The organism is Pseudomonas sp. Emmai (genome assembly GCF_055179735.1).
In genome coordinates this window covers 3,993,775-4,015,709 of record NZ_CM143685.1, presented here as the reverse complement: position 1 = coordinate 4,015,709, position 21,935 = coordinate 3,993,775, and the positions used below count along the sequence as shown (strand labels likewise).

Genomic DNA, 21,935 nt, shown 5'->3' with positions numbered 1-21,935 from the left:
GGAAGTAATCTCTTTTCATTTTGAGAACTAAATCCTTTGCTTGGCTGCTTCGCTGCCAGGAAAAGACTTTACTTCTTCAGGCTTCAGAGCCCATTCCGTGCGGCCCATGCGACCTTTCTTGTTCCTGAACCTTCTACACAGAATGCGGATATTGCGCAGAAATACTTGTGCTGGAGATCAAGCCAGCAGTTCTCAGAAGTAACGTGTAAAAAAATGGGAAGTAATCGTGTAAATCGAGCCTTTCGCCTCACGTTCACGGATATGCATGCAGATCACTTGCCCAGCAATCATCAGCGCGCTACAGGCTCTGGCGCGGCCTTTGTGACCGTCATCGTTCATGATTCTACGTCATGAGCAGCGGATCCAGAAATGGCGCCCTTGATGAGAGTGATCGCGCATCGTATGCGGATTCGCCTATTCGTTTGATTGAAGGAGCTTTTTTGCGACCAGCTCGCTCGTTTACGGTATTACTTACGCGGCGAGTCCATCCGAAAACACGTCGCTGTGTGAAATCTGCAGCGTTCAGCGTGGAGTTGGTGCGCAGATTTGAAGGGCTGCTATGCGTGGTAAAGACAAACGCCGTATGATTTAAATGCAGATGCTGCAGGTTAGGCGGTGCCACCTTGCGATTGAAGCCTGTGGTGCTTTCCTCCCACCAAATACCCTGGAAGCTCGCCAGAATTTGGCTGTATAAAAAAGCTCAGAAAATGCTAGCCCGATACCGTTGTTAACTACAATTTTGACTTGTTAACTACGGTGGTTAACAAGTCAAAAAACAAATTTACAGAGTAATACTGAACCTGCGTGTTAGCCCTTGATTCTCCTGGCGCGCCTGGGAATTCAAAGCTCCGTAATGCTGTCCGTACTCCGGGGTTTGCCAGTCGAAATGTATACCCCTGTTATCACTTGCGTTTCACTGTCAACAGCGACCGTAATCATCGGATTCGGTAGGCGTTTTCCCGCCTTGTCTACCAATATAACGTCGAGCTCAAACGTGCAAATTTTAACAGGCTTTTCCATTATTTGGCTCCCTTTTAGATTAGGTTGGAGCTCATCAGGACGTCATGAAACGTCATGTCTGACGAGTGATTTGCGCTATTGACGATAGTCTATGCACCACCAACCGCCAGAGGTACCTTAACAGTCTTTATTTGGAGAACATCAACCAACTCAACTAAACATCTATTTAGTTGAGTTAAGTTAATAGTAGTCTAGGTCGTATTCGACAGCAGTGTTCAAAAGAGCGACCATCTCGCAACAATAATCCCCCGTCCCCGTATATTAGGCGTCAACATTGTTTTGACTTGATTATAAACGCCAAATTAAATGATTGCGTTTAAGCTTGGCTCTCCTCCGCTGTGAAAATACGATTCCAATCTCGAGCCACCAATGTCCGACACGCGATCTCTGATCCCCCGAAGCAGCGTTTTGAGACCGTCTGCATGTTTGCTTCTGTTACGTAGTAAATTGACTCACCATTTTCATTGAGCAAAATGCCACCTGCACCTCGCAACAACGCGTGTCCTGCAACGACGTCATGTGCAGAAACCGCGTACAAAGAAACTCCGCAGACGCCATCTCCTGCGGCGACTTTTGCAAGCCTATAGGCAATTGAGGGCATCGCAACAAAACTGCTGGGGGTGCAGAGCTCACGAATAATCTCTGGCTTGATGATCGCGGCGGCACTCACCATCACGTAGGAGCTGCTCGACAACGCCAGTCCAGTAAGCTTTCTTGCTACTGGCTGTCCATTGCGTAACAAATCGGGTAGACGCTCAGACCAGGCGATGCAATCAGGCGAGCCCTCAACAGTGACTGGTGTGTAGACCACGCCCAATACCGGAATTTGCTTATGCAGAAGGCCGACTGAAATGGCAGACCCTTTGAGACCTTTAAGAAAATCACTCGTACCGTCGTTAGGATCGACGACCCAACACCAGGAATGTCCCGTGAGGCTATGTCCGGTTTCCTCTCCCCAGAAGTCACAAGAAAAAAGTCCTAGAAGTTGCTGGCGCAGAACGCGTTCGATTTCTATGTCTACTATGGCCTTATCGCCCTTCCCTCGTGGTCTATTTACCCTCGCCCATTCCGCAATGAGTAGCTGCCCCGCGCGGATAACTATCTCTACACCCACGCTGCAATCTGGGCGGCCATGGCGTTTGCTCAATTGGGCGATACCGAAAAAGCCTGGGAGTTGCTGAACCTGTTCAACTCCGCCGACCGGCTCAACAACGCAAGGATCGAGACTTACAAAGTCGAGCCCTACGTGATGGCCGCCGATGTTTACGCTAAAGAACCCCACGCCGGACGTGGCGGCTGGACTTGGTATACCGGCTCGGCAGGCTGGATGTACCGCTGGAGTCACTGCTAGGCCTGCAACGTAGCGGCAACACGCTCACGATTGAGCCGTTGATCCCGCAGGATTGGCCCGGGTTTACGTTGACTTACCGCTTCGGTGCAACCCAGTACCACTTCGAAGTCAATCAGGGCACGACAGAGACCACCTCAATGACGCTCGACGACCAGCGCATTGAAAGAGATGCGCTCTTGTTGATCGACGATGGCATCGCACATCGAGTTCACATTGAGTGCCGCGTTCGCTCGCCCGACCGCCAGGCGCGCGAATATTCCAAAGCGAACGATGAGTAGATATATCTGTCGACGTATAGGTGTCTGGATAAATCTATTCATTTCTACGTCGATATTGATTGGAGATTTCGATTGATTTTCGGGATTTGTTTCAATACTTGTTAGGATAGAGCGGCAAATTCTCGTTTTACCATAGGAACAGCGGGGCTACAGACCATCGTACGCAGAAGCGTGCCACTACCAAGGAGGCTCTCATGGGGAAAAACCCTATGGATGATCTACCAGCTAATTCTCAATCTGCCAGTGAGGATGGCATCCCGGCTCCAAGCGGAGCAGCCAATCTGATCGATACTGACTACGTCATCGGTCAAGACAATATCAAAGGTGAGTTTTCGTTCTCGCTCGATATTCACGGCAAAGTTTTCATCATCTCGGCAGCCACGATCGTGCTCTTCGTCATCTTGACGCTGGCACTGCAAAACGAAGTAGAACCACTCTTCAGTTCGATCCGTAACTGGTTGACCAGCCATTTGGCCTGGTTCTTCATGAGCGTCGCAAACATCTTTGTTGTGCTGTGCCTGGCGTTGATCGTTTCGCCACTGGGAAAGGTTCGATTGGGCGGCCGAGACGCCAAGCCTGATCACACTTATCTTGGCTGGTTTTCAATGCTTTTCGCTGCCGGCATGGGCATCGGTTTGATGTTCTACGGCGTTGCCGAACCCATGTCGCACTACGCGGCCTCCATGGGGGGCGTCACGCTCGATGCCAGTGGGGTTCGTACTGACTGGGCGCCTCTGAATGGCGCGGCAGGTGATATGAAAGGCTCAGCCGAGTTGGCAATGGCCACGACGATCTTCCACTGGGGCCTGCACCCTTGGGCGATCTACGCGATTGTTGCTCTGTCGCTCGCGCTGTTCTCGTATAACAAAGGCTTGCCACTGTCGATTCGTTCGATCTTTTATCCATTGCTGGGTGAACGGGTCTGGGGCTGGCCGGGGCATATCATCGACATCCTCGCGGTATTTGCGACATTGTTCGGGTTGGCAACGTCCCTGGGCATCGGCGCGGAACAGGCCGCAGCGGGGATCGAATATCTCTTTGGCATCAAGTCGACGAATCTCAGCAAAGTAATGCTGATCATCGGCATCACGATGGTCGCGTTATGGTCGGTGCTTGCCGGCCTGGACAAGGGCGTCAAGGTGCTGTCTCAGATCAACATGGGCCTGGCTTTGCTTCTGCTCGGGTTCATCATTGTCGTGGGCCCTACCCTGGCCATCTTCACGGGTTTTTTCAAAAACCTGGTGAGTTATGCCGAGTATCTGCCTGCTCTTTCAAATCCATTTGGACGAACTGACACTGAGTTCACCGAGGGATGGACGGCCTTCTACTGGGCGTGGTGGATCAGTTGGTCGCCTTTTGTCGGGATGTTTATTGCCCGGGTGAGTCGCGGTCGTACCGTACGAGAGTTCCTGGTCTCCGTTCTGCTAGTGCCTACTGTGGTTTCGGTACTGTGGATGACGACGTTCGGCGGAACGGCGATTGATCAAGCGACCGTTCAAGGCTTCGTGGGCGTTAAAGATGCCGTCCTGGAACTGAAGCTGTTCGCCATGCTGGGGCATTTGCCGCTCAAGGAAATCACCTCATTCCTGGGCATTATTCTTGTCATCGTCTTTTTCATCACTTCCTCGGACTCCGGCTCGCTGGTGATCGACACCATTACCGCTGGTGGCAAGGTCGACGCGCCTGTTCCGCAGCGCGTTTTCTGGGCTGTCATCGAAGGTGTGATTGCTATCGCCCTGCTGCTCGGCGGTGGTTTAGTGGCGCTGCAGGCAATGGCGGTCTCCACCGGTCTGCCTTTCGCTATTGTGCTGATGGTGGGATGTGTCTCTCTGGTCAAAGGACTGCTGTCTGAACCCCGATCCTGATGCGTCATCGCTTTCAAATGGATAGGTGAGTTCGATTTACCTGCGAGACTGTGATTTCGTTATGCGGTTACATGTCTCGCAGGGCTTTACTGGAGACCTGCATGCTTCAAAACATTATTGACCTTTTTGTAAATTACAGTTTGCTGGGGATCGCTTTAGGGCACTGGCTGCTGGCGCTCCTCGCAACAATCCTAAGCTTCGTCCTGGCCAGAACGGCCATTCGATTTGCCCTCAAGAAAATCCGCAAGAGATCCTTGCTACCCGACGCAGACCTCAGTCATATCGCGCTCGAAGTGCTCTCGGTTACCAGCAACACCCTTCTGTTTTTAGCCTCGGTCCTTATCGGCATCGGCTTTCTTGATTTGCCTGAACGCTGGCTGGGGCGTGTCAGCAGCCTGTGGTTTGTGGTTGTCGCTTTGCAAGCGGGCCTTTGGGCGAACCGTTCGATTGCATTGGCGCTAGCGCGCTACTTTCGACGCCACGGCTCAGCCGAGACATTCCAGGCCAGTGCCTTGGCGACGCTTAGCCTATGGGGTGCGAAAGTATTTCTGTGGGTCGTCGTGGTCATGGCAATGCTGTCAAATGTCGGGGTGAACATCACCGCCTTCGTCGCAAGCCTTGGCGTAGGCGGTATTGCTATTGCGTTAGCGGTGCAGAATATCCTTGGAGACGTATTCGCCTCCCTCTCCATCGCGGTCGACAAGCCTTTTGAAGTGGGCGATTTTATTGTCGTCGGTTCGCTGTCCGGTACGGTCGAACATGTTGGTCTGAAAACCACACGGATACGCAGCCTGGGTGGCGAGCAGATCGTGATGGCGAATGCGCAAATGATCGGCAGCACCATCCAAAACTATAAACGCCTTCAAGAGCGTCGCATTGTGTTTGAGGTCGGTTTGACCTACGACTGCTCTGCCCAACAGGTCAAGGAAGTACCGCAGCGGATTGAGAAAATCATCAAAGGGCAAAAGCTGGCGCGGTTCGATCGCTCGCATTTCCGCAGTTTCGGCGATAGCGCCCTGGAGTTCGAAACGGTGTATATCGTGCTTGATCCCAGCTACAACGTTTACATGGATGTTCAGCAAGCAATAAACATCGAGATGATGGGAGCTTTTGCCGAACTCGGCGTCAGTTTCGCATTCCCTTCGCGAACTGTTTATGTCGCTTCATTACCTGATGCCATGGCTCCTGAGACGGCCAAAATGGCCACTGAACAGCCGCTCTGATGTATTGATCGCGCAAAGAACCAGTCTGCCGGTGGCCTGGCACGCTCTCATCGCCTTGCGGTTGTGTTGGCGCCGCGCCGCCGGCTAAGATCCTGGCGTCATTTTTTGACTTCCTGAAGGAAACACCTTGTCCCGCTTCAACTGGCAGCCTACGCCGCCTTAGCGCTACGGCCCCTCGCAAAACCCTGACCGCCTCCTTGCTGCGGTCCAACTCTGCTGCGCGCAATGGTGCTTACCGCGATTTCCGTGTCCATGGGGCTCAATATCCACACTGTCGGCGATATGGGGTCGTTGCCGGATAGCCTGCCGATCTTCATGTGGCCTGACGTGCCATTGAATCTGAACACCTTGCTCATCGTGCTGCCCTACTCCGCGGCGTTGGCGGTGGTGGGTTTGCTGGAATCGATGATGACCGCAACGATCGTCGATGATCTGACCGACACGTCCAGCGATAAGAGCCGCGAATGCAAAGGTCAGGGCGTTGCCAATATCGTCAGCGGACTCATCGGCGGTATGGCCGGTTGCGCAATGATTGGCCAGTCGATGATCAACGTGAAGTCGGGCGGACGAACTCGCCTGTCGACGCTGAGCGCGGGCGTGTTGTTGCTGATCATGATGATCTTCCTCGGGGACTGGCTGGCGCGCATACCGATGGCCGCACTGGTTGCGGTGATGATCATGGTATCGATCAGCACCTTCAGTTGGGGCTCCATTCGCAACCTCAAACAACACCCGCTGTCCACGAACGTTGTAATGGTGGTGACCGTGGTGGTGGTCGTTGTCACCCACAACCTGGCGTTTGGTGTGATCGCTGGCACCTTGCTGGCCGCCATGTTCTTCGCCAACAAGATTGCCCACTACCTGGACATCACTTCCAGCCGAGATCCGGAACATAGCCACCGTACGTACTATGTGATCGGGCAAGTTTTCTTCGGCTCGTCAGATCGCTTTGCCAACGCGTTCGACCTCAATGAACCGCTCGAAACGCTCACCATCGATCTGCGCGAAGCACATTTCTGGGATATCACCGCCGTCACGGCCTTGGACAAAGTGGTGCTCAAGCTTCGTCGTGAAGGCATTCAGGTCGATGTGATTGGCATGAACCGGGCGACAGCCACGCTCGTGGATCGATTCGGCGTTCACGACAAGCCTGGGGCATTGACACACTGATAGGCCATTAATCGACATGCGCTGCCCCTGCCCCTTCTCCGCTTGCGCAACTTGACGGGCGCAGGGTGATCGATGCCCCTGAGATCGACTGCTCAGTGATTGAGAGGCGACCTCAATTCCACAGTGCCTCAATCGGCGTCGACGGTGAGTAGTGGTTGGCTATTTGCGCCTGCAACAGTTCGGCAGCCGCCAGGGCATCGGTCAAGGCATGGTGCGCGTGGTAAGCCGGCAGGTTGTAGCGCGCGCGACTGTCGGCCAGCCTAATTGAACGCCTGGGCCGGCGCAGCAATCGGTCGAGCCACGTTCGTTTTTGTCGATGCATTCGTGCTTCCAACTGCATCGTGTCGATAACCGGAAATTGCACGCCCTCCCCCAACAGAAGGCGAAGCGCCTGATCGAGGAAACCCCGCTCTATGTTTCGGTAATGCACGACCATGACTTTACCGGCCATGGCTTCCAGCAACTCCCCGACTATCTCGGAAAGTCCCGGGGCGTCCAGAATGTCGGAGTGGGTGATGTGGTGGAACGTCACCGACTGGTCGTTAAGCTCTGATGGCGGTTGTATGACCCAATACAGAGCCTGACCACAATATATCCGCTGCAGCGTGAACGGGATCAGTCCAATGCTGACAATGCTGTGGGATTCGGCATCGAGACCGGTCGTTTCAATGTCCATCGCCAGCAGTTGCACATGCTCTATTAAGGTGTGTGCCGGCACAGCCCCGGCCTGATAGAATTTTTTCAGGTGGGGATGACTCACCTCCTCGGCCAATACCTGAAACCTTGCAGCCCAGTCTATTTTTTCGAACTGTCGATTGACTTTCACCGCGCTCATTACGATTGCCGCCCCTTGAGTGGGTAACGGAATCGCAAGAAATTCTGCGCGTTACTCAAGACCTGAAACGCATCTTTGAGGCTATGCCGTTCGCTGGTGGAGAACCGCTCTGGCTCGATGTAGTTGTTCGGTATGGTGCCTTGCTCCAACGCGTCGGCCTGATGCCGGATCCGTACCATGGACAGGAACTCCAGGGCGTAACGCAGTTGCATCAGCGCGTCCGGTGGAATGAGCTGGGTGTTGCTGATTGCATCGAGGCGATCAAAGGAGTTTTGCGCCGTGCTTGCGCAAGCAAGTGCGTGGATGCGAATAAGGTCGGTCAGCGGCGCAGTGCCTCGGCCCTTGAGGTTGATGATGCCCTTATGCCGGCCGTCTGTTTCCACCACGAACGTGCGGAAGAAACCCAGCGGCGGCGTCCGATTAAGCGCAATCCGGGCCATGGCGTGGAGAAATCCTGGATGGATACTGGACTTGCGAGCGCACAAGTCCTTGAGTTCCTGCACCAACTCCAGTTGACCATAGACCCCGTCCAGATCGAAAAAAATACAGCTGTTAAGCAAGGTCGCCGGATTGGGCTTTTCGATCCATTGCTCAAAGTAAGCGCGCCAAACCCGCACCGGTTGCCGCCATTGATCATTGGTGGCCATGATTCCACCCTTGCAATAGCTATAACCGCAGACAGCCAGGCCATCGCTGACAAAGGTGGCGAGGCGCTTGAAGTACTCGTCATGTTGAACGGGGTCGAATCGATCATCGAGTACCAGGGCATTGTCCTGGTCGGTCACCAGCAACTGCTCGTCTCGGGCCATCGACCCCAGCACCATGAAGCAATACGGCACGGGCGGCGGCCCCAGTTGTTTCTCCGCCAACTCGATCAGGCGCTGGATGAAGGCGCGGCCAACACCTGCGATCGCGCTCCCGATCATGTGCGCTGTAGCGCCGTCGCGCACCATACGGATGTAAGTTGCACGCAGATCACGCAACAGTGATCGCAGGCCCTCGACTGAGGTTTGATTGGAAATCCGGTTGACCAGGTACAAGCTGCTCTGGGACTCATACCGAATGATGTCCGGCAGGTTGATCAGACCTAACGTCTTGCCTTTATAGGCGACCGGCAGGTGATGGATATTGCGTCGCAACATGACCAGCATGGCCTCGAATACCGAGTCATCGGCCTGGATCGCAACGGGGTCCTCCGACATTATCTCGCTGATGGATGTAGCGCTGTCACTTCGCCCTTCAGCGACCACTCGGGTCCGCAGATCCCGGTCGGTGACAATGCCGACCATTTCCGCTTGCCGCCCCTCAGGCCCCATGACCACAACGCAAGATACGCTTTGCTCTGTCATCACTTTCGCCGCTTCATGGACTGAAGTGTCGCTGGTCACCCACACCAGTTCACGCGATATCAAGGCGCGGCATTTCAGTTGGATCAGCTCACTCGCGCGGCCCTGCGCCTCGACGGCGGTCTGTAGCCTTGAGTGGCCTTCAGCCTCGACGAAGTCAGCGAACGCATCATGCTGCGCGCACAACTCTGCGAACATATCGGCGGGAATAAAGTAGATCAGGCTGTCTTCCAGAGCTCTGGCAGGAAAACGAACTTTGTTGCTGCGTAATAAACCCGCCTGCCCGAAGATATCGCCCTCGACGAGGCGGTTATAGAGATCGCCGTTGCGCCGATAAATCTCCACGGCACCGCTGCGCACATAGTGCAAATCCTGAATGACGGCACCGGCCACAAGGATATCGCTGCCGGCCTTGAAATAACTGACGTCGATACGCTGGGCTATTGCGTCCAGCGACTCCTGAGGCAACTGATCAAAGGGAGGAAAACGATGAAGGTGGTCGCGTATCTCCTGTAACTCGATTTGCATGGAACCTCGGAGATGATCAAAAAAGATGACTGAGCCTTGCACAGGCCTGGGGGAGCTGGCGCGCTGAAAACAGCGCTTACCAGATCATATCCAGTCACGTTGTTCAACCTTTGGCAGTGATCAAGTAACTCCCCACCTCCGTGTTCCCTGACGGCTGAGGTCAATATCTCCAGAACACAGGCGTTATGAGCACCAGCACCGTCAGAATTTCCAGCCTTCCAAGGAGCATTCCAACGGTCAATATCCATTTTGCGGAATCAGGTAATGATGAAAAATTACCTGCCGGCCCAATGATCGTGCCAAGCCCTGGCCCTACGTTACACACCGCCGTAGCGGCGCCGCTCAATGCTGTTGTCCAGTCAAGTCCAATCAGAGCCAGGCCCAGGGCAATAGCGGCAATCGTGATCGTGAAGAAAAACGAAAAGGTCAAAAGAGAGCGCACGATCTCCTCATCAATCGGATGGCCGTTGTACTTTTTCTGAATCACTGCCCGTGGATGAATCAGTTGTTTCAAGCTACTGACCAGTAACGCGGCAGCCACCTGAAAACGAAAAATCTTGAGACCACCGGCCGTGGAGCCTGAACATCCACCGACGAAGGTCAGATAGAAAAAGAGCAGGACGGCAAAGCTGCCCCATAAGGTGTAATCGCCTACCGCAACACCGGTGGTCGTGACGACCGAGGTCACATTGACGGCCACGATACGAAACGCATCCCACCATCCGTAATCACTGTGAAAGCACAGCCAGGTCCCCACCGCCAGCCAGGTAACGATCAAGAACCCGATAAATCCGCGCACCTGATGATCTTTCAATAGCGCACGTCGATGACCGCGCAATGTCGCGACATACAAAGTAAAGGGCAGACTGCCCAGAATCATGATCACCACCGCTACCCAATGAATAGCTGGCTGTGTCCAATGCCCAAGTGACGCGTCCGAGGTTGAGAATCCCCCGGTAGAGATCAACGACATGGCGTGGTTGACTGCTTCAAACGGCGTCATTCCGGCCATCCAGAGCGCCAGTGCTCCGGCGCCCGTTAGCCCCAGATAGAGGAAAAGGATGTACTTGGCTGCCACATGGGAGCGCGGGGTCACTTTCTCCGACCAGTCTGAAGACTCTGTCTGAAAAAGACGCATGCCGCCCACTCGCAATAGAGGAAGGATCGCCACGGCCATACCGATAAAGCCGATACCTCCCAACCAGTGCAACATCGAACGCCAGATCAACAATCCAGGAGAGGCTGTGTCCAAACCACTCAGTACCGTTGAACCGGTAGTTGTGATACCAGACATGGTTTCAAAAAAAGCGTCGGTGTAACTGATGTGGCTGATAAAGACCATCGGCAACGCAGCGAAGGTACACACCACCACCCAACTGCCGGTGGTCAGCAAGTACATATCTCGCGGACGAAGTTGCGCAGTATCGGGGCGCCCACGAGCGACCAATAACAGACCACAGATGAAGGTAATCAAACTGGACCAGAGAAAGGCTGACAGATCGTCGCGGCGCTCATAGACCACCAACGTGATCATGGGAATAGCCATACTGACGGCCAACGTAATAAGAAAAATACCTAAGATGAAGCCAATGAGCCGTATTGCTGCGATCGACATAGAAGTAACCTAACAAATGTGTACCACGCGATATCGGAGGCTACGCCTCCTGGGTCCGCAATTTCCAAGTGCGATCAGCAGGGTCGCAATGCGTCGGCCTGATTCTCGCCTATTAAGGGGTACGTCCACCTCAAAACTTTATTCTCCCAAGGGTTTATTTGAAGATTGCGGCTAGGGTGACTGCTGAATGAACCATCCTTACTCATGAGAACCCAACCAAGGAGAGTCACCTCCCGTCTTTGCTGACCGGAACCTGAAACCACTGACTGATCACCCCACTATCAAAAGGTATGAAAAATGGTCGCTCGCTGGCGCTGGCTGTTACAACAACTGACCAAACGGCTATGGTTCAGAGCCACGCTGTTTTCGCTGCTAGGCGTGGCAACAGCGTTGCTCGCCGTTGTCTTCAAAGACTACATTCCCGAATCATTGCCCGCCCGTATCGGCGCCGACGCTGTCGACAAGATCCTGAGCATCATCGCCTCAAGCATGCTCGCAGTGACCACTTTTTCGTTAAGCACGATGGTAACCGCCTACGGTGCAGCCAGCAGTGGTGTGACGCCCCGAGCCACCACACTGGTGATGGAAGACACCACCACGCAAAATGCCCTCGCCACCTTTATCGGCTCATTTCTGTTTAGCCTGGTGGGAATCATTGCGTTGAGTACCGGGGCCTACGGAACACAAGGAAGGGTTCTGCTATTTGCGGTGACCATCGCCGTGGTGATTCTGATTGTTTACACGCTTCTGCGCTGGATCGATCACCTGTCCAAACTCGGACGGGTGGGTGAAACCATTGATCGTGTCGAACAGGCGACAATCGACGCCATTAACAACAGGGTCCAATGGCCTCATTTGGGCGGTGCCGCTTACCCTGCCGAGTGGATGATTCCAGTCTCTGCTCAAACAATCACCAGTCACCAAACCGGGTACGTCCAACATATCGACGTGCACGCGTTAGGCGCCGTTGCAAAAGCAGACGAGATACAGGTTTTTCTGGACATCCTTCCGGGATCTTTTGTGCATCTGGGCATGCCGCTCGCCCGAACCGTGAGCTTGAACGCGGAGCGCGTAGACGAGTTGCACGCCAGCACCGAAAAAATCCTCGCTGCGTTGACCATTGACGTACGCCGAACGTTTGAACACGATCCCCGGTTCGGGTTGTCGGTGCTGTCGGAAATCGCCTCTCGCGCCTTGTCGCCGGCAGTCAACGACCCTGGGACTGCCATTGACGTCATTGGCCGGGGGGTCAGAAGCCTCTCCTGCTGGGGTAAACCACAAGACCCCGCAGCGAAAATCGATGAAGATTGCGAGCAGGTTTACCTCCGCGGCCTGACTGTAGATGATCTGTTCGATGACTTTTTTGCGCCGATTGCCAGAGATGGCGCGAGCTTGCTCGAAGTAGACCTGCGCATGATGAAGGCGCTTGTCAGCCTGGCGCAGATAAACCCCGAGATGTACAAGGATGCTTGTGCCAGGCACGCAGGCCTTCTACTCAAACGCTCAGACCTGTCGCTGACATTGGAGGAAGACAAACAAACACTCAGGGCCGCGGCTCGACAACTGATCCGCTAGTTCAATCTGGTTTTCGCGGGGCTGCGCCACTGTCCGGGGCGTGCAAAAAACCACGGGCCAATTGCTGATACAACTCAGGCCCCATCCTGGCACTGACCGCTTTGGCTATCAGCGCTACAGCCAACAGACTGATCACCATACCGTGGCTGTCGATCATCTCCATCACGATAATCGCTGACGTGATCGGCGACTGCGTTACAGCAGACAGAAAACCGACCATACACAGAGCAATCATCGGCTGTGCAGCCAGTCCGAAGAGTTCCGCGACGTTGGCTCCAATGGCCGCTCCTACCGCCAGGGAGGGGGCGAAAATGCCGCCGGGAATACCGGAAAAGTAAGTCACCACCGTCGCGAGAAAACGCGTAATGGGCGCATGCCATGGCAGGCCGATATCGGACGTGATGATCTGGGATGTGATCCCGTAACCACTGCCGAACGACATCCCGCCACTGAGCCAACCGAGTATCGCCACGATCATTCCACATATACCGGCGAACCAGACGGGATGCACGCGGCGCCATTCCCAGACGACAAATCGATGATGGCGCTGCGGCCACAGCAGCATCCGGCTGAACAACCCGCCCAGAAGACCGCAGCCAATACCGATCGCCAGCACCGGGACAACGATATCGAGTTGGATGTCTTGAACGTCGAAGTGACCGAAATAGTTGTAGTTGCCCTGCAAGGCAATCGCGACCATCCCCGACAAAATAATGGTGCTGAGCAAGACCCCGCTGGTTCGGGTTTCCAGCTTGCGCCCCAACTCCTCTACCGCAAAGGCCACACCTGCCAAAGGCGTGTTGAAGGCTGCAGCAATGCCCGCTGCGCCGCCAGCGAGGATCAAGTCTTCGCTGCGGATGATTCGTGCGTTGGGCAAGTAGCGGTGAAAAAAATGCATGATCGAGGCGGCGACCTGAACCGAAGGGCCTTCGCGTCCGGCCGAAAAACCACCGGTGAGTGCCAGGGTACCCAAGCCGATCTTGGCGAAGGCGATACGTAACGACACCAGCTTATCGACCGGCTTACCTTGGTGCGCCAGACGGGTAGCGGCGATAACCTGCGGGATCCCACTGCCCTGTGAGCCAACAAAAAAACGTGTGGTCAGCCACACCACCAGCATGCCCACCAGCGGTGTGTATACAAAGGGCAGCCAAGGCCGTTCGGCGGTCTGTTGGGCAAATTGCGTCAGTGCCAGGTCGGCCAGTCGGGCGAACATCACCACCAGCAGCCCCGCGAGAGTAGCGGCTACCCAAAGCGTGACTCGTGTACGCCAACGGATCGAGGCAAAACGACGGCGAATCAATAAAAGCGGTTTGATCACCCGAGTGGATTCCAATTGATGTTCAGCACTGTGGTAAGGGCAAGACTAACCGGATAAGTGATGAGGTCCAACCGGCTCTGGCCAAATGATTACAAAACAATTCACCCGCAGCCCGCCGTGCACGTCAACTTGCCAAGGTATTCCAGTGCAGAGATTGGCCAGCAACTCGCCACCTTTGCGTCACTATCAACTACAGTGGAGTCACTCTGCATACAGCCATAACAAGACGGAGAGTTTTCCATGCGAGTAAAAAGCCGCTTTACCCTGCTGGCCGCCGCAGCAACTTTGGCAGTCACAACCGCAACTCAGGCCGCACCGGTGTTCATCAACATTCTGACCGGGGGTACCAGCGGGGTTTATTACCCGATTGGCGTCGGTCTATCGCAGATTTACAGCGATGGCATCCCGGGCGTGAAGACCTCGGTTCAAGCCACCAAAGCGTCGGTGGAAAATTTGAACCTGCTTCAGGCCGGTCGAGGTGAACTGGCGCTGGCGCTGGGTGACTCCGTGGCCGACGCGAAGAATGGCGTTGCAGATGCAGGCTTCAACGCGCCGCTGACCAAGCTGCGCGCGATTGCCGGTGCTTACCCCAACTACATCCAAATCGTGGCCAGCAAGGAGTCGGGGATCAAGACCCTGGCCGACCTCAAAGGCAAGACCATCTCTGTCGGAGCACCGAAATCGGGTACCGAGTTGAATGCGCGGGCGATCTTCAAAGCGGCGGGTTTGACCTACGAAGACATGGGTAAAGTGCAGTACCTGCCTTTCGCTGAATCGGTCGAATTGATCAAGAACCGGCAACTAGACGCCACGCTGCAGTCCTCCGGGCTAGGCATGGCGGCCATTCGCGACCTGTCCTCGGTCATGCCACTGAACTATGTCTCCGTTCCGACCGATGTGGTCGAAAAAATCGGCAACCCGGCCTATCAGAGCGCAATGATTCCGGCCAATACCTATGATGGGCAACCTGATGCGGTGCCCACGGTCGCGATCACCAACATCCTCGTCACGCGTGCTGATGTGCCAGATGAAGTGGCTTATCAGATGACCAAATTGCTGTTCGAAAACCTGACACGTTTGGGCAACTCTCATTCGGCGGCCAAGGACATCAAGCTGGAAAACGCGGCCAAGAACCTGCCAATTGCACTGCATCCAGGCGCCGAGCGTTACTACAAGGAAAAAGGCGCGCTGTAACGGCGTTTGGCGCAGCGGTCAGGGTTGTCGCTGCGCCAATGGTTCGCCCCTTTTTCAATGCAGTCATGAGGCAGGCAGCTAATGAGTGAAGATCATCAGGGCATCTCCGCGAATCCGCGAGACTGGCCAAAAACATTGTTTTACGTCGCATTACTGTTCTCGATTTTTCAGATCGTCACCGCTGCGTTTGCACCGTTCTCAAGCCAGGTTCTGCGCGCCGTACACGTCGGCTTCCTCCTTTGGGTGGTATTTTTAAGTTACCCCGCTTACGGCAATGACCGTCCCTGGCAGCCGCTGGCCTGGCTGCTCAGCCTCGCAGCCATTGCCACGGCGATGTATCAGTGGGTGTTCGAGGCAGACCTGATCCAGCGCTCGGGGGATCTGACGTCCACCGATACGGTAATAGGTATCCTGCTGGTTGCCCTGGTGTTCGAAGCTGCCCGTCGGGTAATGGGCACTGCGCTGCCAATCATCTGCAGCCTGTTCCTGGCGTATGGCCTGTTCGGCGAGTATCTACCGGGCGAGCTGGCACATCGCGGTTATGGCTTCGATCAAATCATCAATCAATTATCTTTTGGCACCGAAGGACTGTATGGGACGCCGACTTATGTGTCGGCCACTTACATCTTTCTGTTTATCCTGTTCGGCGCATTCCTCGAACAGGCCGGGATGATCAAGCTGTTCACCGACTTCGCCATGGGCCTGTTCGGTCACAAGTTGGGCGGGCCGGCCAAAGTCGCGGTCGCCTCGTCGGCGCTGATGGGGACTATCACCGGCTCGGGGATTGCTAACGTCGTGACCACGGGGCAATTCACCATTCCGCTGATGAAACGCTTTGGCTACCGGGCCGCGTTTGCCGGCGGGGTGGAAGCGACCTCCAGCATGGGCAGTCAGTTGATGCCGCCAGTGATGGGCGCGGTCGCTTTCATCATGGCCGAAACCATCAACGTGCCGTTCGTGGAGATTGCCAAGGCGGCATTGATTCCTGCCATCCTTTACTTCGGCTCTGTGTTCTGGATGGTTCATCTGGAAGCCAAGCGCTCCAACCTTATGGGGTTGCCCAAGGATCAATGCCCAAGCGCGCTGGGTGCGGTCAAGGAAAACTGGTACCTGCTGATTCCCCTGCTGGTTTTGGTCTACCTGCTGTTTTCCGGGCGCACGCCCCTATTCTCGGGCATGGTTGGACTGGCGCTGACGGCCATCGTAATTCTTGGCTCGGCGATCATCCTCAGGGTGCAAAGCTTCGGCCTGCGCTGCGCTTTTTGGGTAGCACTAGGCATCCTGTGCGCCGGTTTTTTCCAGCTAGGGATCGCCGTGATATTTGCGGTCATCGCAGTGTTGGTAGTGGTCTGCGGATCCATCAAGGGCGGTCGAGAAACACTGACTATCTGCCTCCACGCGTTGGTCGAAGGCGCACGCCACGCGGTACCGGTAGGGATTGCCTGCGCACTGGTGGGCATCATCATCGGCGTAGTGTCACTGACCGGCGTGGCCTCGACCTTTGCGGGTTACATATTGGCCATTGGCCGAGACAACCTGTTGCTGTCGCTAATACTGACGATGATCACCTGCCTGGTGCTGGGCATGGGTATTCCGACCATCCCCAACTACATCATCACCAGTTCGATCGCAGCCCCTGCCCTCTTGGAGTTGGGGGTGCCTCTGATCGTGTCGCATATGTTCGTGTTCTATTTCGGCATCCTCGCCGACCTGACGCCTCCGGTCGCCCTCGCCTGCTTTGCTGCAGCACCGATCGCCAAAGAAACAGGATTCAAAATCAGCCTCTGGGCGGTGCGAATTGCACTGGCGGGGTTCGTCATCCCGTTTATGGCGGTCTACAACCCGGCCCTCATGCTGCAAGGTGACAACGTGTGGATGACCGCCTACATGCTGATCAAAACAACGTTGGCGGTCGGGCTCTGGGGGATGGCCTCCACCGGCTATTTGCAGCGCAAGATGCCTGTTTGGGAGCGCTTATTGTGCGTGGGCGCAGGCGCCTTGCTGGTGGTGGCGTTGCCACTGACTGATGAGCTGGGCTTCGTCCTTGGAGTATTGCTGATACTCCAACACGTCTGGCGCTCCCGTCAGGCAGGAATCACCAACGCATGATCGGATTATGTCTGGGTCTCACCGGCGCCGTGTGGGCTCAGCTGTCGATTTCCCACTTCACGCTGGCGTGGAATCACACCATTGAAAAGATTCGCTGGGAGGAGGACTACCGCGTCACCGAACAAGGCCTGGTACTGGAAGAAGCTCGTGTACGTGGCAACGGCGCGGGAATGGAGATCCCGGAAGATGCTCGACTGGAAAACGGCAGTTGGCACTACCGACGTCACTTACCGCCTCTGCAGCCACTTAACTTGGGGCGAACCCCCGAGGCTGGCGATTACCAGTTGTGCTTCAATGGCCAGTGTTCCTCGTTGAGCCAGTGGGTCGGAGCGCCCACATATAATCAGCCCTCCGTGCAGATGTGGGCATGCGATGCAGGTTGAATTTGATCGTCATACTGCACCATTGGCTTTCGCAAGGTAAACCCGGGTACCCGCGTTGCCAGCGAGCATGTCCTCGATCTGGTCGAGTGAACCGATCACGGCACGTTTGCCGGTAGCGAGGACAAAGTTTCGTGCGGCCTCGACCTTCGGTCCCATCGATCCTTCAGCGAAGTGGTATTTGGCGAGATCCTGCGGCGTCACTTCGCCGAGCGCGCGCTGCGTGGGTGAGCCCCAGTCGATGTAGACCGCCGGCACGTCAGTAGCGATGATCAGCAAGTCGGCTTGAAGCTCGCGCGCGAGCAAGCTGGTGCACAGATCCTTGTCGATCACAGCAGACACGCCGTGCAGCCTGTTATCACCACTCGCGCCCGTGCGTGCCACCGGAATGCCTCCGCCGCCGGCGGCGATGACGAGCGCGCCATGTTCCAGCAGCCAGCGGATCGCCTGAAGTCCAAGTACACGCAACGGCGCGGGCGATGCTCGGCCACTTGCGCCAGTTGCAGAGCGGCGGCGCGGATGTTCTCTAGCTGATTTTCCGCTGTTGGAGGTTGGTCGCGTCGTAACAGCGCATTTGCACCCAATGCAACCACAACCTTCATGAGCGTACTCCGAAAAGGGTCATCCGAGCGTAGCCACCAGGACAGCCTTGATGGTGTGCATACGGTTCTCGGCCTGGGTGAAGACAATTGAGGCATCAGACTCGAACACCTCGTCGGTCACCTCGATCTCGGTCAGACCGTACTTCTCGTGCACCTGGCGACCGACTTCTGTATCCATCCCATGGAATGCAGGCAGGCAGTGCATGAACTTTGTGCGCGGCTTGCCGGTGGCCTGCATCAGTGCGGTCGTTACCTGATAGGGCAGCAGTTGATCAATACGCTGCTGCCACACCGCGTCGTCCTCGCCCATAGACACCCAAACATCGGTGTAAAGAAAGTCGGCGCCAACCACCGCTTTCAACGGGTCTGTCTCCAAGGTGATGCGTGCCCCGGTACTGCGAGCCAGTTCGCGCATTTGCGCGACCAGTTCGGGGGGCGGTTGTAAAGTGGCGGGGGCACAAATACGGACATCCATGCCCATCTTTGTGCCACCCACCAAAAGCGAACAGCCCATGTTGAAACTGGCATCACCCAGATAGCAAAAGCTCAACTCGTGCAGTGGTTTCTCTCCAAACTCCTGCATCGTCATCAAGTCGGCGAGTATTTGGGTGGGGTGTCTTTCATCGGTCAGACCATTCCAGACCGGCACGTTGGCGTAGCGTGCAAGTTCCTCGACCACGCTTTGGTGGAAGCGCTACCTCAAAGGCGCAGCGGGTGCGCGTCGACGGTTTCTCGAAGATCAACACGATGTTCTTGCCCTTCAGGGATGGCCGTTTGTTGCCCACGGCTTTCGAACGTTTAAGCTCCGCTGCCAGGTCGAGCAGAAAGCGGATTGCATCCGGCTCGTAGTCCTCGAGTGCTAGCAAGCTACGATTTCGCAGGTTGAAACTCATGGTGACTCCCGCATTTGGTTGAATGTCAGAGCGCATCGCGCTCGATCGGGCACGACATGCAATGGCTGCCACCGCGTCCGCGGCCCAGTTCAGAACCGGAGACGGTGATCACCTCGACACCGGCTTTACGTAACAGGGTATTGGTGTGCGTGTTGCGCGCGTAGCCCATCACCACACCAGGCGCTAACGCCAGCAAGTTATTACCGTCATCCCATTGCTCGCGTTCGGCCTGCCAGACGTCACCGCCGGTGGCGACTGATCGCAATTTGGGCAGTCCCAGCGCAGCGGCCAGGACACTTAGGAAAGCACCGCTCTCGGTGCGCACGTCCAGGCTGCCCTCACGCTGGCCCGGTCGCAGACTGTGCACGCGGATCGCATCGACCATGTCCGGGAAACACGTCACCAGGTCCACGTCGCAAAAGGTAATGACGGTGTCCAGGTGCATCGCACCGCGCGATTTCGGAATCTGTGCGGCCAACACGAGGGTCGCCGCTCCTTGAGCAAACAGGGCTCGGGCGAGTTGGCTCACAGCCTGTGGCGACGTGCGCTCGCCCATACCGATCAGCACCACGCCCTGCCCCAGCGGCATCACGTCCCCGCCTTCCAGGCAGGCACTGCCGTGATCCTGGTCTGGATCACCCCACCATGTTGTCACCCGACCGGCGAACAGCGGATGGAAACGATAGACCGCGGCGGTCAGCAGCGTCTCTTGTCGGCGTGCAGGCCAGTGCATCGGGCACAGCACCACCCCCTTCCCGACCTAGCAACTGCTGTCGCGGCTGAACAGCGTGTTGGGTAGCGGCGGCAGCAGGAAATCAGACGCGGCAGCAAAGCGTGCCAGCAGGCCTTCGGGTTCGAACGGCAGCTCGGAGCGCGCAAGCCCGCCAATCAAGTGCTCGGCCAGACGTAGCGGCGGTAGCGCCTCCAGCCATGGCCGCAGTTGCTGAGCAAGCTCAACATCGACGGTGCCAGGGCTGAGTTTGCGGTCAAGCAGCCAAGCACGGGCGATTGGGTCAGCCATGGTGGAGGCAAGTAAATCATGCAACTCCAGCACCTCCACCTCGCGCTCCACCATCGCATTGGTGAAGGCGTCGTGTTCATTGCGCGCCTGCGACACCCATAACACGTCGTCAAACAGCAAGTCGCGGCAGTTCGCGGGCGTCAAGCGCTGTTGCGCCAGCCCAGGTCGGCAAACCAGCACGCGACGCAGTCGGCCAACTTCAGAATTCACACCTTCGGTCATGACGTCGGTTTCCTATGCAAATACACGGGGGGTGAACGAGAAGCGCTTTACACAGGCCAATCCGTCCCGAGGCAAGTCATCAAACTCAAACTAATCAGGCTCGTCCGCCGAGGCTTTCAAATGAAACAGCCCCTTGACCTTGGCTTGCAGCGTGCTCGCGATGGCCTGCGCTTCTTCAAGCGTGGTGCCCGCCGCGAGATGCATGGTTATCCTGCCATGTGCACTTGGACTGCCAGGCACTTTGACCGGCTCGCAGACGATGGAAACCGGTGCTTCGTCCAACGCGTGCTCGGTGGGCTCGAGCTCCCTGACGATGTATTGGTAAACAGCAGTTAACGGCTGGGTCATAGGAAGTACCTCAACAGGTTATTGCCTGCCACCGCTTCAATAGCGTGAGTTGGCAAACCATCTGTCCTCATTCTGTTAGCCGTACGTTGGCCTGTCTGTTCGACAGCACACACAGTGCGTTTAGCGTTAAGGGGTGGCATCGGCATTCGGCGACAAGGCGTCAAAACCAGAGATCACGTCAAAGAGCTCCTCATCGATGCCGGCTTGGCGTAAACGATGGTAGGTAGCGTTGAGGTCCAGCAGAAGTTCGCCGATGTTGCGGTCTGCGCGCTGCATCGCGGCGAGACGGCTGGCATTTTCGCTGGCCAACGACTCGGCACTGGCACGGAACAGCGAGACGAACAGGTGCTCGCGGATGAAGGCACGCAGCGTCTGCTTGTTTGCGCTCAGGACTTCGGGCCGTTGACTCGTGGGCCAGGGCTGCTCAGCCAGTGCGCGTTGCCAACGGTCGTCCAGAGGCAGCAGTCGCTGACTCACGGGGCTATAACCTTGGCCAGTCGGACGGTTATAGAAAAGGATCAGCGTTGCGCTCTGCTGCTCACCCACTGCTGCGCTTTCCGGGATCGGTACTTTTTGCAGAATCTGTCCGACGAGTTGCGTGATTTGTTCTACCGATCCGGGAACGGCAAATGAGCCTTCGAGCGCCATACCGGCATCGAGCAGTCGTTCATACACGCGCTCGCCGACCGCCCAAACCTTCACCGAGGAAGACGCGACCTGCGCCATCGCGTAGTCGACCACCTCCTCGTTGAACCGACCTACCAGCCCTTGATCAGAACCAAATACAACGGCGTGCACCACAATGTCATCGACGCGCGTCGGGGAGGACTGAATGCGTGCCCCCCCAGGATCGACCGAACGCAGACACACACCCAACCCCAGTTCAACCGTGTGCGCGTAGTCGGCGAGTGCGGCCACTGATCGCTCGTATTGTCCAATCGCCGAGGCCGCCGATGCTTTCATGACCCGAACCACTGACTTAAGGTCACCTGCGCTACTGATTTGGCGGCGCAGTGCGGTGATGGAGGCGGCCATCAGG

The 21,935-nt window shown here is 56.1% G+C and carries 16 protein-coding genes and 3 pseudogenes; 9 read left to right on the top strand and 10 right to left on the bottom strand.

The window, feature by feature from the left end; all coding sequences use genetic code 11:
• Positions 1-1,336 precede the first annotated feature (1,336 nt).
• Entirely contained in the window at positions 1,337-2,134 is a 798-nt protein-coding gene (locus tag ACY4LX_RS18585) for an inositol monophosphatase family protein (RefSeq protein ID WP_463257381.1), read from the bottom strand.
• Positions 2,135-2,152: 18 nt separating this feature from the next.
• Here ACY4LX_RS18585 and ACY4LX_RS18580 point away from each other — a divergent pair, with 18 nt between their 5' ends.
• From ACY4LX_RS18580 to ACY4LX_RS18560, 5 genes and pseudogenes are all read left to right on the top strand, one after another.
• A complete protein-coding gene (locus ACY4LX_RS18580) occupies positions 2,153-2,371 on the top strand; it encodes a GH36-type glycosyl hydrolase domain-containing protein (RefSeq protein ID WP_463257380.1) in 219 nt (72 codons plus the stop codon).
• The gene (locus ACY4LX_RS18575) at positions 2,323-2,649 is read left to right on the top strand and encodes a hypothetical protein (RefSeq protein ID WP_463257379.1); all 327 of its coding nucleotides are present in this window, start codon (positions 2,323-2,325) and stop codon (positions 2,647-2,649) included. The genes ACY4LX_RS18580 and ACY4LX_RS18575 overlap by 49 nt, the downstream gene beginning before the upstream one ends.
• A 209-nt stretch (positions 2,650-2,858) precedes the next feature.
• Positions 2,859-4,514 carry a BCCT family transporter gene (locus ACY4LX_RS18570; protein ID WP_463257378.1) on the top strand — a complete coding sequence of 552 codons (1,656 nt, stop codon included), beginning with the start codon at positions 2,859-2,861 and terminating at the stop codon, positions 4,512-4,514.
• 101 nt (positions 4,515-4,615) lie between these two features.
• Positions 4,616-5,737 (top strand): mechanosensitive ion channel family protein, encoded by a 1,122-nt coding sequence (locus ACY4LX_RS18565; RefSeq protein ID WP_463257377.1) that lies wholly within the window; start codon positions 4,616-4,618, stop codon positions 5,735-5,737.
• A 213-nt stretch (positions 5,738-5,950) separates the two neighbouring features.
• Positions 5,951-6,918 (top strand): annotated as a pseudogene (locus ACY4LX_RS18560) (SulP family inorganic anion transporter); the annotation flags it as partial.
• 101 nt (positions 6,919-7,019) lie between these two features.
• Here the strand turns inward: ACY4LX_RS18560 and ACY4LX_RS18555 are convergent.
• The 3 genes from ACY4LX_RS18555 to ACY4LX_RS18545 form a co-directional block, all read right to left on the bottom strand.
• Positions 7,020-7,742 carry a 3'-5' exonuclease gene (locus ACY4LX_RS18555; RefSeq protein WP_101206753.1) on the bottom strand — a complete coding sequence of 241 codons (723 nt, stop codon included), beginning with the start codon at positions 7,740-7,742 and terminating at the stop codon, positions 7,020-7,022.
• Entirely contained in the window at positions 7,742-9,616 is a 1,875-nt protein-coding gene (locus ACY4LX_RS18550) for a DUF294 nucleotidyltransferase-like domain-containing protein (protein WP_463257376.1), read from the bottom strand. Before ACY4LX_RS18550 ends, ACY4LX_RS18555 begins: the two co-directional genes overlap by 1 nt.
• A 160-nt stretch (positions 9,617-9,776) precedes the next feature.
• A complete protein-coding gene (locus ACY4LX_RS18545; RefSeq protein ID WP_101206751.1) occupies positions 9,777-11,231 on the bottom strand; it encodes a TrkH family potassium uptake protein in 1,455 nt (484 codons plus the stop codon).
• A gap of 297 nt (positions 11,232-11,528) precedes the next feature.
• On the opposite strand from ACY4LX_RS18545, the gene ACY4LX_RS18540 reads away from it, so the two are divergent.
• A complete protein-coding gene (locus tag ACY4LX_RS18540; protein WP_463257375.1) occupies positions 11,529-12,806 on the top strand; it encodes a DUF2254 domain-containing protein in 1,278 nt (425 codons plus the stop codon).
• 1 nt (position 12,807) lies between these two features.
• On the opposite strand, the gene ACY4LX_RS18535 is transcribed toward ACY4LX_RS18540, so the two are convergent.
• Positions 12,808-14,127, bottom strand: coding sequence for a chloride channel protein (locus ACY4LX_RS18535; RefSeq protein WP_348122822.1), 1,320 nt, complete (start codon positions 14,125-14,127; stop codon positions 12,808-12,810).
• A gap of 240 nt (positions 14,128-14,367) precedes the next feature.
• Between ACY4LX_RS18535 and ACY4LX_RS18530 the strand changes: the two genes are divergently transcribed.
• From ACY4LX_RS18530 to ACY4LX_RS18520, 3 genes are all read left to right on the top strand, one after another.
• Complete coding sequence (locus tag ACY4LX_RS18530; RefSeq protein ID WP_348122821.1) at positions 14,368-15,321, top strand: TAXI family TRAP transporter solute-binding subunit; 954 nt, start codon at positions 14,368-14,370, stop codon at positions 15,319-15,321.
• Between the two features lie 81 nt (positions 15,322-15,402).
• A complete protein-coding gene (locus ACY4LX_RS18525; RefSeq protein ID WP_463257374.1) occupies positions 15,403-17,430 on the top strand; it encodes a TRAP transporter permease in 2,028 nt (675 codons plus the stop codon).
• Positions 17,427-17,813, top strand: coding sequence for a DUF1850 domain-containing protein (locus ACY4LX_RS18520; RefSeq protein ID WP_348122818.1), 387 nt, complete (start codon positions 17,427-17,429; stop codon positions 17,811-17,813). Before ACY4LX_RS18525 ends, ACY4LX_RS18520 begins: the two co-directional genes overlap by 4 nt.
• 9 nt (positions 17,814-17,822) lie before the next feature.
• Here ACY4LX_RS18520 and ACY4LX_RS18515 read toward each other — a convergent pair whose 3' ends face one another.
• The 5 genes and pseudogenes from ACY4LX_RS18515 to ACY4LX_RS18495 form a co-directional block, all read right to left on the bottom strand.
• Positions 17,823-18,395, bottom strand: a complete 573-nt coding sequence (locus ACY4LX_RS18515; RefSeq protein ID WP_463260619.1) for an amino acid kinase family protein — start codon at positions 18,393-18,395, stop codon at positions 17,823-17,825.
• A 36-nt stretch (positions 18,396-18,431) separates the two neighbouring features.
• Positions 18,432-19,305, bottom strand: a pseudogene (locus ACY4LX_RS18510) (ornithine carbamoyltransferase).
• Between the two features lie 25 nt (positions 19,306-19,330).
• A pseudogene (locus ACY4LX_RS18505) lies at positions 19,331-20,548 on the bottom strand (arginine deiminase).
• 90 nt (positions 20,549-20,638) lie between these two features.
• Positions 20,639-20,896, bottom strand: coding sequence for a hypothetical protein (locus tag ACY4LX_RS18500; protein ID WP_463257373.1), 258 nt, complete (start codon positions 20,894-20,896; stop codon positions 20,639-20,641).
• Between the two features lie 126 nt (positions 20,897-21,022).
• The gene (locus ACY4LX_RS18495; protein ID WP_463257372.1) at positions 21,023-21,931 is read right to left on the bottom strand and encodes a F0F1 ATP synthase subunit gamma; all 909 of its coding nucleotides are present in this window, start codon (positions 21,929-21,931) and stop codon (positions 21,023-21,025) included.
• Between the last annotated feature and the right edge of the window lie 4 nt (positions 21,932-21,935).